The sequence below is a fragment of the Nocardia mangyaensis genome (assembly GCF_001886715.1).
In the GTDB taxonomy this organism is placed as follows: domain Bacteria; phylum Actinomycetota; class Actinomycetes; order Mycobacteriales; family Mycobacteriaceae; genus Nocardia; species Nocardia mangyaensis.
In genome coordinates this window covers 3637649-3651798 of the sequence record NZ_CP018082.1, presented here as the reverse complement: position 1 = coordinate 3651798, position 14150 = coordinate 3637649, and the positions used below count along the sequence as shown (strand labels likewise).

At 66.1% G+C, this 14150-nt stretch carries 15 protein-coding genes; 9 read left to right on the top strand and 6 right to left on the bottom strand.

Annotation, left to right across the window (positions count from 1 at the left end; translation table 11 throughout):
* Positions 1–155: 155 nt before the first annotated feature.
* A complete protein-coding gene (locus BOX37_RS16510) occupies positions 156–1391 on the top strand; it encodes a PucR family transcriptional regulator (protein WP_071928433.1) in 1236 nt (411 codons plus the stop codon).
* A gap of 89 nt (positions 1392–1480) precedes the next feature.
* Here the strand turns inward: BOX37_RS16510 and BOX37_RS16505 are convergent, their stop codons facing one another.
* Positions 1481–1957 carry a MarR family winged helix-turn-helix transcriptional regulator gene (locus BOX37_RS16505; RefSeq protein WP_071928432.1) on the bottom strand — a complete coding sequence of 159 codons (477 nt, stop codon included), beginning with the start codon at positions 1955–1957 and terminating at the stop codon, positions 1481–1483.
* A gap of 308 nt (positions 1958–2265) precedes the next feature.
* Positions 2266–2601: a ferredoxin gene (gene fdxA / locus BOX37_RS16500; protein ID WP_071931574.1), complete on the bottom strand. Its 336-nt coding sequence runs from the start codon at positions 2599–2601 to the stop codon at positions 2266–2268.
* A gap of 238 nt (positions 2602–2839) precedes the next feature.
* On the opposite strand from fdxA, the gene BOX37_RS16495 reads away from it, so the two are divergent.
* Positions 2840–4087 carry a hemolysin family protein gene (locus BOX37_RS16495; protein ID WP_071928431.1) on the top strand — a complete coding sequence of 416 codons (1248 nt, stop codon included), beginning with the start codon at positions 2840–2842 and terminating at the stop codon, positions 4085–4087.
* A 4-nt stretch (positions 4088–4091) separates the two neighbouring features.
* Here BOX37_RS16495 and BOX37_RS16490 read toward each other — a convergent pair whose 3' ends face one another.
* Positions 4092–4670: a CGNR zinc finger domain-containing protein gene (locus tag BOX37_RS16490; RefSeq protein WP_071928430.1), complete on the bottom strand. Its 579-nt coding sequence runs from the start codon at positions 4668–4670 to the stop codon at positions 4092–4094.
* An 81-nt stretch (positions 4671–4751) separates the two neighbouring features.
* On the opposite strand from BOX37_RS16490, the gene BOX37_RS16485 reads away from it, so the two are divergent.
* The 3 genes from BOX37_RS16485 (at position 4752) to BOX37_RS16475 (ending at position 6596) form a co-directional block, all read left to right on the top strand.
* Positions 4752–5924 carry an epoxide hydrolase family protein gene (locus BOX37_RS16485; protein ID WP_071928429.1) on the top strand — a complete coding sequence of 391 codons (1173 nt, stop codon included), beginning with the start codon at positions 4752–4754 and terminating at the stop codon, positions 5922–5924.
* Between the two features lie 19 nt (positions 5925–5943).
* Positions 5944–6147 carry a hypothetical protein gene (locus BOX37_RS34050; protein WP_156910429.1) on the top strand — a complete coding sequence of 68 codons (204 nt, stop codon included), beginning with the start codon at positions 5944–5946 and terminating at the stop codon, positions 6145–6147.
* Positions 6148–6239: 92 nt separating this feature from the next.
* The gene (locus BOX37_RS16475; protein WP_071931573.1) at positions 6240–6596 is read left to right on the top strand and encodes a hypothetical protein; all 357 of its coding nucleotides are present in this window, start codon (positions 6240–6242) and stop codon (positions 6594–6596) included.
* 56 nt (positions 6597–6652) lie between these two features.
* On the opposite strand, the gene BOX37_RS16470 is transcribed toward BOX37_RS16475, so the two are convergent.
* Entirely contained in the window at positions 6653–7249 is a 597-nt protein-coding gene (locus tag BOX37_RS16470; RefSeq protein WP_071928427.1) for a TetR/AcrR family transcriptional regulator, read from the bottom strand.
* 77 nt (positions 7250–7326) lie between these two features.
* On the opposite strand from BOX37_RS16470, the gene BOX37_RS16465 reads away from it, so the two are divergent.
* Positions 7327–7563, top strand: a complete 237-nt coding sequence (locus tag BOX37_RS16465; RefSeq protein WP_071928426.1) for a DUF1272 domain-containing protein — start codon at positions 7327–7329, stop codon at positions 7561–7563.
* 580 nt (positions 7564–8143) lie between these two features.
* Positions 8144–9454 (top strand): SAM-dependent methyltransferase, encoded by a 1311-nt coding sequence (locus BOX37_RS16460; RefSeq protein WP_071928425.1) that lies wholly within the window; start codon positions 8144–8146, stop codon positions 9452–9454.
* Here BOX37_RS16460 and BOX37_RS16455 read toward each other — a convergent pair.
* Positions 9382–10335, bottom strand: coding sequence for a helix-turn-helix domain-containing protein (locus tag BOX37_RS16455; protein ID WP_071928424.1), 954 nt, complete (start codon positions 10333–10335; stop codon positions 9382–9384). The two genes, BOX37_RS16460 and BOX37_RS16455, sit on opposite strands and share 73 nt — an antisense overlap.
* Positions 10336–10445: 110 nt before the next feature.
* Between BOX37_RS16455 and BOX37_RS16450 the strand changes: the two genes are divergently transcribed.
* A complete protein-coding gene (locus BOX37_RS16450; RefSeq protein WP_071928423.1) occupies positions 10446–11234 on the top strand; it encodes an SDR family oxidoreductase in 789 nt (262 codons plus the stop codon).
* Positions 11235–11245: 11 nt separating this feature from the next.
* On the top strand, positions 11246–12322 hold the full coding sequence (locus BOX37_RS16445) for an NAD(P)H-dependent amine dehydrogenase family protein (RefSeq protein WP_071928422.1): 1077 nt from the start codon (positions 11246–11248) through the stop codon (positions 12320–12322).
* A 2-nt stretch (positions 12323–12324) separates the two neighbouring features.
* Here the strand turns inward: BOX37_RS16445 and BOX37_RS16440 are convergent, their stop codons facing one another.
* Positions 12325–14118, bottom strand: a complete 1794-nt coding sequence (locus BOX37_RS16440) for an AMP-dependent synthetase/ligase (RefSeq protein ID WP_071928421.1) — start codon at positions 14116–14118, stop codon at positions 12325–12327.
* Between the last annotated feature and the right edge of the window lie 32 nt (positions 14119–14150).

The window sequence follows — 14150 nt, the reverse complement described above, 5'->3', positions numbered from 1 at the left end:
CAAGAAAGGAGTCGGTATCGGGGCGTTCAGCGAACATGACATCACAGGTCACGGTGTCACGACCACACAAGGTGCGGCTACGGCGCACCGACGGCGAAATTTGTGCTGATGGCACAATATCGACGACAGTTTTTGTTCAACGAACGGAGTAGCCGGTGGCGGCCTACGGATCACTGGTCTGGGTCGGCCAGGCGCTGGGCCCGCTCACCGGAGCCATCACCGAAGAGCTCATCCGGGTCACCGAGCAGATGATTCCGGTGACCGACATCGCCTTCGACCTGGCCGACATGCGGGCCGCCAGCATCGCCGAGAACGTCGCTGTCGTGCAGTACGTGCTGGCCAACAACGTCGACCCCGCCACGGTCAGCCCGTCCGCCGCCGCCACGGCCTACGCTCAGCGGCTGGCTCGGCGCGGCGTGCCGCTGACGGTCCTGCTGCGCGCCTACGGGCTCGGCCAGTACCGGCTGCTCGACGCGGCCATCGGGCTGATCCTCGCCGTGCCGGGACCCGATCAGCCCGCCCGGATCGCCGAGCTGCTCGAGTTCGCGGGCCGCTACCTCGATCGGCTCAACTCCTCGATGGGCCGGATCTACGAGGCGGAACGGGATCGCTGGCTCAGCAGCCGTCAGGCGGCCCGCCAGCAGTGGATCGCCCGGCTTCTCGACAGCGACGACGTCGACGTCCCGGCCGCCGAAACGGCCCTGGACTACCGCCTCGACCGGCGACATCGTGCCGCGGAACTGTGGACCACGCCCACCACCACCGGCGCCGATGCCGCCCGCGCCTTCGAGCAGGCGCGCCAGCTGCTGTCGACGGCGATGGGGGCCGAGGGTGCGGAGTTGGTGTCGGCGACCGGTGCGCGCGATATGCGGATCTGGTTCCCGGTCGACGGCGATCCCGTCGCCCACGACGTGCTCGCCGATCCGATCGAGAGCGCCGGACTGCCGGTGCGGGTCACGCTGGGGCCCGTGGGGGAGGGGCTGCCCGGGTTCCGGCGCTCCGCTCGCGGTGCGGCGCGAGCGAAAGCGCTGGTCGTCTCCGCCGGTCCGGACGCACCGGGTGTGGTGGAGTTCGACGCGGTCGCACCGTTCGCATTGCTGGCCGACGAGCCGGACGAGCTCGCCGGGTTCGTTCGTCGTGTCCTCGGCCCGCTGGCCGAGGACACGACGAAGACGACGTTGCTGCGGCACACGCTCGAGGTGTTCCTCGCCGAGGACGGCAGCTTTTCACGCACCGCGCGCGTCCTTCAGGTGCATCGCAATACCGTTCAGTACCGGATCCAGCAGGTCACCGGGCGATACGGCATCAGCTTGGACACCGACAGCTTCGAGGTGCGTTTCGCCTTGGGCGTGTGTCGGTGGCATCGCCAGGTGCTGACGGCGGCGACTTGAATCGGCCTGTCCCGCACCGGCACTGACGCGCCCTATCCATAATTTCGTTCATTTTGTGCACTGAGCACAGTACCGGCCGACCAGTACTTTTATCGCTCTTCGTCGGGAGAGTCCGCCGGCCCGGAGTGGTGGTCCAGCAGTAGCGTCAGCAACTCGGTCAAGTGGCGGCGCTGCTCGGGCGACAGCGGCTCCAGCAGTTCGGCCTGCGCGTCGGCCAGCCGCTTGTCGAGCTTGCGCAGCCGTCGCTTGCCCGCCGTGGTCAGGGAGACGATGTTGCGGCGCCGGTCGGCCGGGTCGGGGGACCGCTGGACCAGGTCGCGCTCGGCGAGTTCGTTGATCGTCGCGACCATGTCGCTGAGATGGATGCCGCTGCGGCGGCCCAACGTCGCCTGGCTGGCCGGGCCGAATTCGGCGAGGGTGGCCAGCAGGCGGTAGTGATAGCCGCGGGCGTCGGCGGCCGAGAACCCTTCGGTCACCAGGCGATGGGCATGGTTGGCGGTCTGGGTGAGTAGCCAGCTGGGCAGGTTCGTCCAGCTCGCCGGTGATTCCTCGGAGGGGGTCGCCATGGAGTCAGCCTAACTTATCGTTTGGCGAACCAACGATTACATTATCGTTCAGCTGGCAAACGTTATTGCCACTAACGAATACCCGGAGTGTCGACCATGAATGCGGCTGGGACACCACCCGCATCGCGCGAGCATGGGCCGAACTGATGCGCCGACTCGGCTACCAGCACTACGGCGCTCACGGCGGCGACTTCGGCACTGGTCGGAATTCGACCGCGGCCGACACTTCGCGGCCATGGAGGTACCGGAACTGCTCGCCGCAGACATCCGCGAGTTCTTCCTGGCCCGGATCACGGGGGAGTATCCCGTCACGGGCGATACTCCCGCACGTACTCCGTGTCGACCCCCAGCACACCGACCCCCGACGCACTACCCGGCTGCCCGAGCGGTGCGTCCCGTCCCGGCAGCGGCTCGGCGAAGAACCGGGCGTTCTCGGCGATGAACTCTTCCTGACCCGCCGGAAGATCGTCCTCGAAGTAGATCGCCTCCACCGGGCACACCGGTTCGCAAGCGCCACAGTCGATGCAGTCATCGGGCTGGATGTAGGCCATCCGGCCACCTTCGAAGATGCAGTCGATCGGGCACTCCTCCACACAGGCCCGATCCAGCACGTCCACACACGCGGCACCGATCACGAACGTCACACTGTTCTCCTCCGCCGCACCACCCCGCGAACGCGGGCTGCCCACCATCCTGCTGTGCGTGCGAGGCGGCGGGTAGTGGCCGACCGGCTACCACCTCATAATCAGGACTTATGGGGTTGATTTCGATTCGCCGCACTTCTTCTATACTGAATGCACATCGCCACCAAGGCTCCGCGAGGAGAAAGGCCATGGACGACCCTCCTGGACCCCACCGACCGATATCGCGTCGGCGCACGCCATGAACTCCGACACGGTTGTCAATATCGCGCTGGTTCTCGTATTCGTGCTGATCGGCGGTGTCTTCGCCGGCACCGAAATTGCGCTGGTGACCTTGCGTGAGAGTCAGATCCGTCGACTGGAGGACCGTGGTAAGCGCGGGGCCAGAACAGCCGTGCTGGCCAGGAATCCGAATCGGTTCCTGGCCGCGGTGCAGATCGGCGTCACCGTCGCGGGCTTCTTCTCCGCCGCCTACGGTGCCTCCATGCTCGCCCCCGACCTCTCCCCGGTCCTCGAGTCCTGGGGACTGCCGCCCGGGCTCGCGGTAGCGACCGCCCTGGTCACCATCACACTGGTGATCTCCTACCTGTCACTGATCCTCGGCGAACTCGTGCCCAAACGCATCGCACTGCAACGAGCCACCGGTGTGGCGATGGCGACGGCACCGACCTTGGACAGGTTCGCCACCGTGGTGCGACCGGTGATCTGGCTGCTCTCGGTGTCCACCGACGCCCTGGTGCGCCTGCTCGGCGCAGACCCGAAGGTCAAGGGCGAGGAGATCACCCATGAGGAGTTGCGCGACCTGCTCACCGGACACTCGACTCTTCCCGACGAGGAACGCGTCATCCTGAACGAGGTCTTCGACGCCGGCCATCGTCGCCTGGCCGCCGTCATGCGACCACGCACCGATGTCGAATTCCTCGAGGCCACCACACCGGTCCACCGCGCAGGCGAGGAAGCTCTGCATCGCGGCCACAGCCGCTATCCGGTCACCGCCGGATCGCTGGACGATGTCACCGGATTCGTTCACCTGCGCGATCTCCTACTCGCCGACGACAGCACCGCCACGGTGGGAGACCTGGCGCGCGAAGTGATGGAGTTTCCCGATTCCAAACCGGCACTGACCACCCTGTCGGAAATGCGGCACGGCAATCAGCAGATCGCCATCGTTGTCGACGAATTCGGCGGCACCGCGGGAATCGTCACGATCGAGGACCTGGTGGAGGAAATCGTCGGCGAGATCGGCGACGAATTCGACCTCCCACATCACCACATCGACGGACTACTGATCGTCGACGACTTCACGACCGCCACCGGGATCACCCTCCCCAAAGGACCCTACGAGACTGTCGCGGGCTTCGTCCTCGACAAACTCCAACGCATCCCCGAACTCGGCGACACCATCACCGTCGACGGCCACCGCCTGACGGTCAGCGCCCTCGACGGCCACCGCATCACCCAGCTCCGATTCCGCCCCGCGACCCGGTGAAGGATCAAGTGGGAGTCTCACCGGCCCCGGTGCGCTGATTGGCAAGGAAACGTGCCTTCTTCTGACGATTCCCGCACGTGTTCATGTCACACCATTTGCGGGTGCGACTCTGGCTGGTGTCGAAGAAGGCAGCTCGACAGCTCGGCGATGCGCACATGGCCAGTTTGCCGTCTCGTTCGCCCGCGATGATGCTGATCGCGTCGGCGGCGATCACACCCAGGGCATCTTCTACGCAGGAAGCCGAGCTGAGTCGCCAGTGCCGATCGCCTTCGGGCGTCAGCACCGCCGACGCCCGGCCCTCAATGCTGCGGTCGTTGATGACCTGGACAGCCGAGGCAGGGGGAGTGGCGTGGCCGGCCGCCGCGGTCGCGGCGGCGTGAATCGACTCCCGCAGCTCCCACGCGAGTTCGAGTTGCGCGGTGGTGCACGAGTCCACGTCCAGGCCGTTCACCACCAGCCAGTCGACGAGCCGCTGTGGTGTGGGAATGCGCTCCACAGCATCGCCCTGACGCTCCGTCACTGTCGCCGTGAAGCTGGTCGCCAGCACGGAACCGAGGCGGAAGTCGGGAAACCCAGCAGGCATGGAACCACCTTAGCTGGTTGCCCGTCGGCAGGTTGGCATGTTAGAACCGTCTTAGCCGGTTCTCGGCTGACAGGAGGTCTCATGCCCCATCCAGCCAACGACGTGGAAGCATTCCAAGCCCGCGCGACTGACGCCGAGCTCGACGATCTGCGCGCACGATTGGCCGCGGCGCGCCTGCCCGAACCCGAGACGGTCTACCGCGCCGCGCCCGACCCTCGCCGATGGGAGCAGGGCGTTCCACTCGCCGACCTCGCCGATGTCGTGCACTACTGGCGCACCGGATATCACTGGCGCTCGTTCGAAGAGCGCCTCCACCGGATCGGCCAATTCCGCACGACCATCGACGAGCTGGGAATCCACTTCCTGCACCGACGATCCGCCCGTGCCGACGCCACTCCGCTGATCTTGACGCACGGCTGGCCGGGCAGCATCGCCGAGTTCATCGACATAGCGGATGAACTGGCAGACCCGAAAGACACCGCCGCACCGGCGTTCCACGTCGTGATCCCCTCGCTACCCGGCTTCGGTTACAGCGACAAGCCGACCACCACCGGGTGGGGAACCGAACGGATCGCCGCCGCGTGGGTCGAACTGATGGGAAGGCTCGGCTACCGCAGGTTCGCCGCTCATGGTGGCGACTGGGGAGGCAATATCACCACCGTTCTCGGCGGCAGATTCCCCGAGCGCGTCCTCGGCATCCACACGCTGTTCGCGGAGGCACCGCCCGGACTGACACCCGACGGACTGACCGCCGCCGAGCGCCAGTGGACCGAGGAAACCCGCGACTTCTGGCAACACCGCGCGGCATACGCGAAACAGCAGGCGACCCGACCACAGACCATCGGCTATTCACTCGTCGACTCACCGGTCGGACTTCTCGCCTGGATCCTGGACAAGTTCGCCGAGTGGTCGGATACCGAAGACAGCCCGTTCGAGACGATCTGCATGGACCGTGTCCTCGATGACGTCACCCTGTACTGGCTGACGCGCTCCGGTGCGTCAGCGGCTCGCATCTACTACGAAAGCCACAACTCACTCGACCCCGACCTGCGAGTCGATGTCCCGTCGGCAATCACCATGTACCCCCGCGACATCGAGAAGTGCCCGCGCCCCTGGGCACAACAGCGGTACCGGCAGATCGTCCGCTGGACCGAACCCGAGACCGGGGGACACTTCCCATCCCTGGAAGTTCCCGAGTATTTCGTCAAGGACCTCCAAGAAGGCCTCGGGGCCATCCTCGCCGTTCATCAGTGATGTAGGTCACTCTGCCGAGTTGTCACGTTCGGGGGCTGTCCTGTCCCATGGTCGACCAGAACAAGACCTCGGAGCACGCGATGACCCCACCGAAAGCCACAGGATCGTCGTCCTCGGCGACCATCCCGTCGGCGCACTCACCTACGACATCCGCATCGAAAACCTCCGCTTCCAGGTCAACCCCGACAAACTCAACGGCCTCCGCCAATCCGCCGATTCCTGACACCGAGCCGAACGACCGTGCACCCACGCAGTGTCTCCGTGGACTTCTTCGGCAGGAGTAAAATTGATCACCCGAGGCGACAGGAGTTCACGATGTCCACTCGCGCAAGGCCAGCGACAGTCCGCACTGCTGCGGTCGTTGTGACCGTGGGCGCCGCCACGCTCTTGGGTCCGGTTGGGCAAGCATTCGCCGATGTCGAACCCGGCCCCTACACGTCCACGACGTGGTCGTCCGGCATCGTGCTCCTGCAGCGCGACGCGCGGGTCGAGGGCGGCGACCTGGTCTTGATAGGGCGTTACCCCATCCACTCGACGCCCGACGGTGGATACGTTGACCTGTTTCCTGGACATCGGGTCGTACTGATCAGCGACGGACACGGCGGGTATACGGGCCCGGCGTATATGGGTGGCGTGGAGGTCGGCGCCATCACGCTGACGCCCCAACGCTGACCGATCGACACATCCGTCCTTCGAGGAGTGCTCACCAGGCCAGCCAGTCGATGCAGTCATCGTGGTTGTCTGAACATCCCGTCGAGCACCGCGCTCAGCTCGGCGTGCGCGGCTGCCAGCGCCTTCTCGCGTGAACGTGATGCGGCTACGAACATCGCGAGCTCGTTGAGACCACCCAACAGCAAGTGCGCGAGCACTTTCGGGTTGTGTCGTGCGATCAGTTCGCCCTGTTCGTGGGCGGCGACGAGCAGGTTCTTGACCAGTCCAAGGGAACGTCCGCCGTCGATTTCGCGCCAGCGCGCCCAGCCCAGGGCGGCAGGAGCCTCCACGAACAGAATCTGCCGGACGGTCTGGTCGGCCAGCTGATCGACGAAAGTGTGACTGACCGCGTGGACCCGCTCGACTGGCGACCCGCTCAGGGCATGCGCCGAAAGGGTGTCGACGACACCGTGATCGACTGCGGCGAAACAGGCCTCCATCAGCCCGGCCATGTTGCCGAAGTGGTGATACAGCGCTCCCCGCGTGACGCCGGCGGCCGCACACACTCGTGCGGTCGTCACCTCGGCGAAGCCGTGCTCGGCGAACAGCGCGGTACCGGCCTCGATCAGTCTCGCCCGAGTCCGTGCTGCGCCCGCTTCGCGAACCGTTGCCATCTTGCCTCCTCTCATCCAGTGACATACATATTGTATGTGACATACAGTTTGCATGTGAGATTGAGGGAGTGGCAGCGATGCTGAAGATGAAGGTCACCTGCGAGACATGTTCGGCGTCGTTGCGCGATGCCGCCGAAGCGTTCATCTGCAGTTATGAATGCACATACTGTTCGGCCTGCGCCGCGGATCACGGGGCGTGCCCGAACTGCGCGGGGGAGTTGGTTCGGCGGCCACGGCGAACCACCGGAGCCGCTGAGATCGCACGGCGGGCACCGGCCCGCCTGCGCCGCAAGATCTGGGGGACCGGTCGATGAGTGCGACAGTGCTGCCCAGTGGCTGGCACCTCTGATCACCTCGACGCCATCGTCGATGCCCTGAATCGGTGGGAGCGGAGACGTTCGCGTCGACTGAGCAGGGCAGCACGGCCCTGCTCAGTCGTACTTGACATAATGTGCATTATCGGCGTTTGAACGCCGCCGGTCGGAAGTGGTTCTTCGAGTGTTTCGGCAGCGTGTGCGATATCGCGCCCAATGCCGCGGTGCACAAACTCCACCCGGCGGATCCTTTCGAATGCTTGCCGTGTTGCGTTGCTCTGCGACGCCGGGTCGGCATAGCCCGGAATGTGGGATTCGGCCGAATTTCACGATTCCAAGGCTGCGCTGACCGACTGATGATCATTGCTGATGAATTGACCGAACTCGCCGGGTGGGCCGGTGTAGCCAATATCGAGAATCGGACCGAACGGGCGCGCCCCTCCCCCTCCCCTTCCCTACGCCATAAAACGTCACAGTGACGTTTTATGGCGTAGGGAAGGGAAGAAAGATCTTGCTACGGCGAGTCCCGTGACCCGAGTCGCTGCCATCGGTTCGGCCCGGTACGGGTCATAGTGGTCGGATGGGCGACGAGACGACCATCGCGGCAGTGTTCGAACCGTTGATACGGGCCGCGTTGGGGCCAGCGTCTTCGGTGCGGTTCGAGTTCTGGGACGGCAGTGCGATCGAGCCTGGCGGGACGTGTACGGGCACGATGCGGGTGCGGTCCCAGGATGCGTTGAGTCATCTGGTGTGGGCACCAGGTGAACTCGGGCTCGCTCGCGCTTTCGTCTCCGGGACAGTGGACTTGGACGGTGACATCTTCGCCATTCTTCGGTCGCTGCAGTCGACGGCGTCGGATGACGCTCGCCTCGGTCTCGGTGCCGCGTGGAAAGCGATCGGGGCGGCGCGCGAACTCGGTGCGCTCACCCGCCGTCCGCCGCCACCCCCGGAGGAGGCCCGTCCGCGCCGCGGCCGCCGGCACAGCAGAGGCCGGGACGCGGCCGCGATCAGTCATCACTACGACGTCGGCAACGACTTCTACCGACTGGTGCTCGGGCCGAGCATGACCTACTCGTGCGCGCGATTCGTCGGGCCCGACGACGACGGTCATGGCGGGGCGGACGGCACGGTGACACTGGCGGACGCCCAGGCCGCCAAGCATGATCTGGTCTGCCGAAAGCTCGGATTGGCCGAACGGCCGGGGATGCGGCTACTCGATGTCGGATGCGGGTGGGGTTCGATGGCGATGCACGCGGCGTCGGTCTATGACGCGCGGGTGGTCGGCGTGACGATCAGCGGCGCGCAGGCCCAACTCGCGCGCCGACGGGTCGACGAGGCGGGCCTGGGCGCGAAAGTCGAGATCCGGCTGTCGGATTACCGCGAGTTGGGCGGTGAGGAGTTCGATGCCATTTCCTCGATCGGCATGTTCGAGCATGTCGGCACCAAGCGGGCCGCGGAGTACTTCGACACGCTGCGTGCGCTGCTCCCTCCTGGTGGGCGGCTGCTCAATCACGCGATCTCCTCCCCCGGCGGGTCGACGATGACCGGCCGCTCGTTCATCGGCCGCTATGTGTTCCCCGATGGGGAGTTGATCGATGTCGGTGAGGTGGTGCTGGCGATGCAGCGCGCCGGGTTCGAGGTGCGCGATGTGGAAGCGCTGCGCGAGCACTACGCGCTGACGCTGCGCCGGTGGGTCGCCAATCTGGAAGGCGACTGGGATCGAGCGGTGGCGTTGTCCAGTGCTGGGCGGGCCCGGATCTGGCGGCTGTACATGGCGGCCTCGGCGTTGGGTTTCGAGGACGGCGGCCTCGGCATCCATCAGGTGCTGGGTGTGGTGCCGGACGCGCGGGGGTGGGTCGGCATGCCGGGGACTCGTCGCGTGTGGGGGTGAGGGTCGAGCGACTGTGAGAGTTGCTCGGCCGCGGTGCGTAGGAGGTCGATGTAGTGCCTGCGTTGGGCGGGTTCGGTGGAGGTGGCCAGGATGCCGAGTTGGAGTTCGTGGTCGGCGCGGCCGTCGCTGATGACCGGCGCCGAGAGGTAGCTGACGGGCAGGGCGGGCGCCTCGGTGATTTCGGTACGGGTGAACGGGTGTGAGGTCAGTCGTGCGATCTGGCGGAGGGCCTTTTCGCGCGCTCCGCGGGCGACGCCCGTGGAGCCGGTGGCGGTGAGCAGGTCGACCAGCACTTCGACCAGGTGACCGTTGCCGTCGCTGGGCCGGAACATGGCGAATCCGTGGTCGGCGACGAATCGGATCAGCTGGCGTCCCTGTCGGGCACCCACCTGCGATGTCGCGAGCCAGGCGTCCTGTTCGGCCCGATCACGCCATGGCATGACGGCCGCTCCGGCGGGGTAGCCCAGCGGAATCGGTTGGTCGATCGAGAATCCGGGGATCACGCGTCCGGTCTCCGGGTACTTCTTCACCACCACGGTCAAGGTGCCCGGTGCGATCCGTGACAGTGTTACTCCGCAGCCGGCCTCGCGTGCGAGTTGGGCGATCACCGATTCAGCGGCCGGGTTGTTGTTTCCGGTTCGGCTGGCGGCCAGGTTCAGGGCGGCTGGGCCCGGTCGGTAGCGCAGGTGTTCGTCACGTTCGACCCAGTGTGCCGCGTGGAGTTCGCGGGTGATCGAGGCGATGGTGGCTCGTGGGATGGGCAGGTGCTGGGCGATTTCCGAGACCGTCACTGCTGTGCCGAGTCGCGCGAGCAGTTCCATGACCGCGATCACGCGCCAGGTCGGCGGGGACGCGCCCGAGTCCGCCGGTCGCTCGAGCATGGGTGTCTCCTTCTGGGCACTCTTGCCCATCGGTTTCCGAGCATCTACAGTAGCGCGACTATTTGCCAGCTCGGTGACGAATATTCGTCACGCAGGAGCGGAGGAGTGCCATGATTCTCGATCAGTTCAAGCTCGACGACCGGGTGGCCATCGTGACCGGTGCGGGGCGCGGTCTGGGTAGGGCGATGGCGATCGCCTTCGCCGAGGCCGGTGCCGATGTCGTGATCACCTCGCGGACGCGATCGGAGTTGGCGGTGGTGGCGGCGGCGATCGAGGAGGTCGGTCGGCGGGCTCACATCGTGGTTTCGGATCTGGCGGTGGATGATCCGGCCGCGCTGGTCGATGCGGCGATCGAGCAGTTCGGTCGACTCGACATCGTGGTCAACAATGTCGGTGGCGCCATGCCGACCCCGTTCATGAATGCCACGGCCGCGAGCCTCGAGGACGCGTTCGCCTTCAATGTCACTGCCGCGCACCGGCTGGTCCAGGCGGCGGTGCCGAGGTTGCTCGAGACGCCGGGTGGTAAGTCGATCATCAACATCACCTCGACGATGGGCCGACTGCCCGGTCGAGCGTTCCTCGCGTACGGCACTGCGAAGGCCGCGTTCGCGCACTACACCCGGTTGGCCGCGCTCGACCTCTCCCCCAGGATCCGGGTCAATGCGATCGCCCCCGGATCGATTCTGACCTCGGCGCTGGAGGTGGTGGCGGCCGATGAGAAATTCCGGTCCGAGCTCGAGCAGAAGACGCCGCTGCGTCGTCTGGGCGCCCCGGTCGACATCGCGGCCACCGCGCTGTTCCTGGCCTCGGATGCGGGCAGTTTCATGACCGGGAAAGTGCTCGAACCCGATGGTGGACTGATCAGCCCGAATCTCGATCTGCCCGTACCCGACTTGTGAAAGGCGCTGCCATGAATCATCGAATCGTCGTCTGGGGAACCGGTAACGTCGGAAAGCTCGCTTTACGTGGCGTCTTGACCGATCCCGCGTTGGAATTGGTCGGTGTGCGTGTTTCCAGTGCGGCGAAAGCCGGGCTCGACGCGCACCAGCTCGCCGGGGTGCCCGGGGCCAGTGGTGTCACGGCGACCACCGATACTCAGTCGATCCTGGATCTGCGCCCGGATTGCGTCGTCTACACCGCGATGGCCGACAACCGGCTGATGGAGGCGTTGGAGGATCTGCGGATGATCCTGGCCGCGGGGATCAACGTCGTCGCCAGTGCGCCGGTGTTCCTGCAGCACCCGTGGGATGTCGTGCCCGCCGAGCTGTCCGCGCCCATTCAGGCGGCGGCCGTCGAGGCCGGAGTCTCGTTGTATGTGAACGGGATCGATCCCGGCTTCGCCAATGACCTGCTTCCCTTCGCTCTGATGAGCACTTGCGAGCGGATCGAACAGGTTCGCTGTATGGAGATCGTGGACTACTCCACCTACGACAACCGGGCCGTCATCTTCGACATCATGGGGTTCGGTGCCCCACTGGCGGAGATCCCGCTGCTGCTGCAGCCGGGGGTGTTGTCGTTGGCGTGGGGCAGTGTCGTGCGGCAACTCGCGGCGGGCATGGGGGTTGTCCTCGACGAGGTGACCGAGACCTACGAGCGTCTTCCCGCGCCCGAGACGTTCACCATCGCCTCAGGTGAGATCGCCGAGGGAACCGCGGCGGCCCTGCGATTCGACGTACGCGGCATGGTCGGCGGTCGAGCGGTCGCGGTCCTCGAACACGTCACGCGGCTGCGCGAGGACCTCGCTGCGGAGTGGCCGCAACCCGCTCGCGAGGGTGGCTCGTATCGGGTGCGGATCACCGGTGAGCCGCACTACGACCTCGATCTGGCGATGTTCAGTGACATCGGGGATCACAATCACGCCAGCCTTGTCGGCACCGCGTTGCGGATCGTGAACGCGATCCCCGATGTCGTCGCCGCGTCGCCGGGTTTGCGGACCACGCTCGATCTGCCGATCAATCCGGGCCGGGGGCGGCTGGCGACCAGGTGAACTCAGCCGTAGATCTTGTCGATCTCGGCGGCGTAGGTCTTCATGACCGCCGAGCGCTTGAGTGACATCTTCGGGGTGAGTTCTCCGGTCGCCTCGGTCCAGTCCACCGGCAGGATGCGAATCTTCTTGATGGCCTCGGCGTGCGACACCAGTGTGTTGGTGTCGGCGACCGCGGCATCGATCGCGGCGACCAGGTCGGGGTTTTCGATCACCGTCGCGAGGGGGGTCTGCTCGGGCAGGTCGTGGTCGTGCTTCCAGCGCAGCAAGACTTCGGGGTCGAGGGTGATCAGGGCGCCGACGAAGGGGCGGCCGTCGCCGACGACCATCGCCTGGCTGATCAGCGGATGCGTGCGTAGGGAGTCTTCCAGCGGGCCCGGGGAGATGTTCTTCCCGCCTGCCGTGACGATGATTTCCTTCTTGCGGCCGGTGATGGTGAGGTAGCCGTCGCTGTCGATGGCGCCGAGGTCGCCGGTTGCGAACCAGCCGTCGAGGAAGGCGTCCTCGGTGGCTTCGGGGTTGCCCCAGTAGTGGTCGAACACGACCGATCCGCGCAGCAGGAGTTCGCCGTCGTCGGCGATCTTGATCGCGTGTCCCTCGATCGGGCGGCCGACGGTGCCGACGCGGGTGTCGGTCGGGGTGTTCACGGTGATGGCCGCGGTGGTCTCGGTGAGGCCGTAGCCCTCGTAGATGGTGACGCCGATGCCGCGGAAGAAGTGGCCCAGGCGTGCGCCCAGCGGTCCCCCGCCGGAGACCGCGGCTGAGCACTGTCCGCCGAGCGCGGCGCGCAGGGTGCGGTAGACCAGTGTGTCGAACAGCATGTGCTTGAACCGCAGTACGATCCCGGGCCCGCCGTTGTCGAGCGCTTCGCTCCAGGCGACAGCCGTGTCGGCGGCGAGGTCGAAGATCTTGCCCTTGCCGCTGTCGTGGGCCTGCTGCTTGGCGCCGTTGAAGACCTTCTCGAACACGCGCGGCACCGCGAGAATGAAATGCGGCTGGTAGCTGCCGAATTGGTCGATGAGGGTGGACCAGTCGGAGCTGAACGCGACGATCACCTTCGCGTCGAGGGCGGCCAGGGTGACCGCCCTGGCGAACACGTGCGCCAGGGGCAGGAACATCAGCGTCTTGTTGTCCTCGGCGACGAACTCGCGCAACGCGATCCGGTCGGATTTGGACTCGGCGTAGAGATTGGCGTGCGAGAGGAGGACACCCTTGGGTCGACCGGTGGTGCCGGAGGTGTAGATCAGCGTCGCCGGTGAGGCTGCGGTGACCTGGGCGCGACGCGTGTGGACGGACTCGTCGTCGAGGTCGGCGCCGCGCGCGGTCAGCTCCTCGATGGCGCCGTGGTCGATCTGCAGGGTCTCGCCCAGGTTCGGCAGCACGTCGGGGTCTATCTGCTCGATGACGGTGCGGTGCTTGTCGCTGTCGACGATCAGCAGTGTGGTCGCGGAGTCCTGCAGTATCCACTTCGCCTGCTCGGCCGCGGAGCTGTCGTAGATGGCGACAGTGCAGGCGGCGGTGGCCCAGATCGCGTGGTCGAGCACGACCCACTCGTAGCGGGTGGGGGCCATGATGGCCACCCGGTCACCGGGTTCGATGCCCGAGGCGATCAGGCCCTTGGCCACGGCGGTGACTGTCTTGGCGAACTCGGCGGCGGTCACGTCGGTGACCTCGCTGTTGTCGTTCGTGACGTGGAACAGCACTGTGTGGGGCGAGTGCTCCGCGTGCCGGAACACGCTGTCGGAATTGTTGGCGTGTTCTGGAATGGTGTAGGAAGCCGGGGCTTCGAACTCTCGCATCAGTGCCCTTCCACTGGGGGTGATCAGTCGGA

What these genes read in the sequence shown, in the direction of transcription:
- BOX37_RS16505 (WP_071928432.1), bottom strand. Translation starts at nt 1,957, where the DNA reads ATGGCGACCCCCTCCGAGGAATCACCGGCGAGCTGGACGAACCTGCCC.
- BOX37_RS16495 (WP_071928431.1), top strand. Translation starts at nt 2,840, where the DNA reads ATGAACTCCGACACGGTTGTCAATATCGCGCTGGTTCTCGTATTCGTG.
- BOX37_RS16490 (WP_071928430.1), bottom strand. Translation starts at nt 4,670, where the DNA reads ATGCCTGCTGGGTTTCCCGACTTCCGCCTCGGTTCCGTGCTGGCGACC.
- BOX37_RS16485 (WP_071928429.1), top strand. Translation starts at nt 4,752, where the DNA reads ATGCCCCATCCAGCCAACGACGTGGAAGCATTCCAAGCCCGCGCGACT.
- BOX37_RS16475 (WP_071931573.1), top strand. Translation starts at nt 6,240, where the DNA reads ATGTCCACTCGCGCAAGGCCAGCGACAGTCCGCACTGCTGCGGTCGTT.
- BOX37_RS16470 (WP_071928427.1), bottom strand. Translation starts at nt 7,249, where the DNA reads ATGGCAACGGTTCGCGAAGCGGGCGCAGCACGGACTCGGGCGAGACTG.
- BOX37_RS16465 (WP_071928426.1), top strand. Translation starts at nt 7,327, where the DNA reads ATGCTGAAGATGAAGGTCACCTGCGAGACATGTTCGGCGTCGTTGCGC.
- BOX37_RS16460 (WP_071928425.1), top strand. Translation starts at nt 8,144, where the DNA reads ATGGGCGACGAGACGACCATCGCGGCAGTGTTCGAACCGTTGATACGG.
- BOX37_RS16455 (WP_071928424.1), bottom strand. Translation starts at nt 10,335, where the DNA reads ATGCTCGAGCGACCGGCGGACTCGGGCGCGTCCCCGCCGACCTGGCGC.
- BOX37_RS16450 (WP_071928423.1), top strand. Translation starts at nt 10,446, where the DNA reads ATGATTCTCGATCAGTTCAAGCTCGACGACCGGGTGGCCATCGTGACC.
- BOX37_RS16445 (WP_071928422.1), top strand. Translation starts at nt 11,246, where the DNA reads ATGAATCATCGAATCGTCGTCTGGGGAACCGGTAACGTCGGAAAGCTC.
- BOX37_RS16440 (WP_071928421.1), bottom strand. Translation starts at nt 14,118, where the DNA reads ATGCGAGAGTTCGAAGCCCCGGCTTCCTACACCATTCCAGAACACGCC.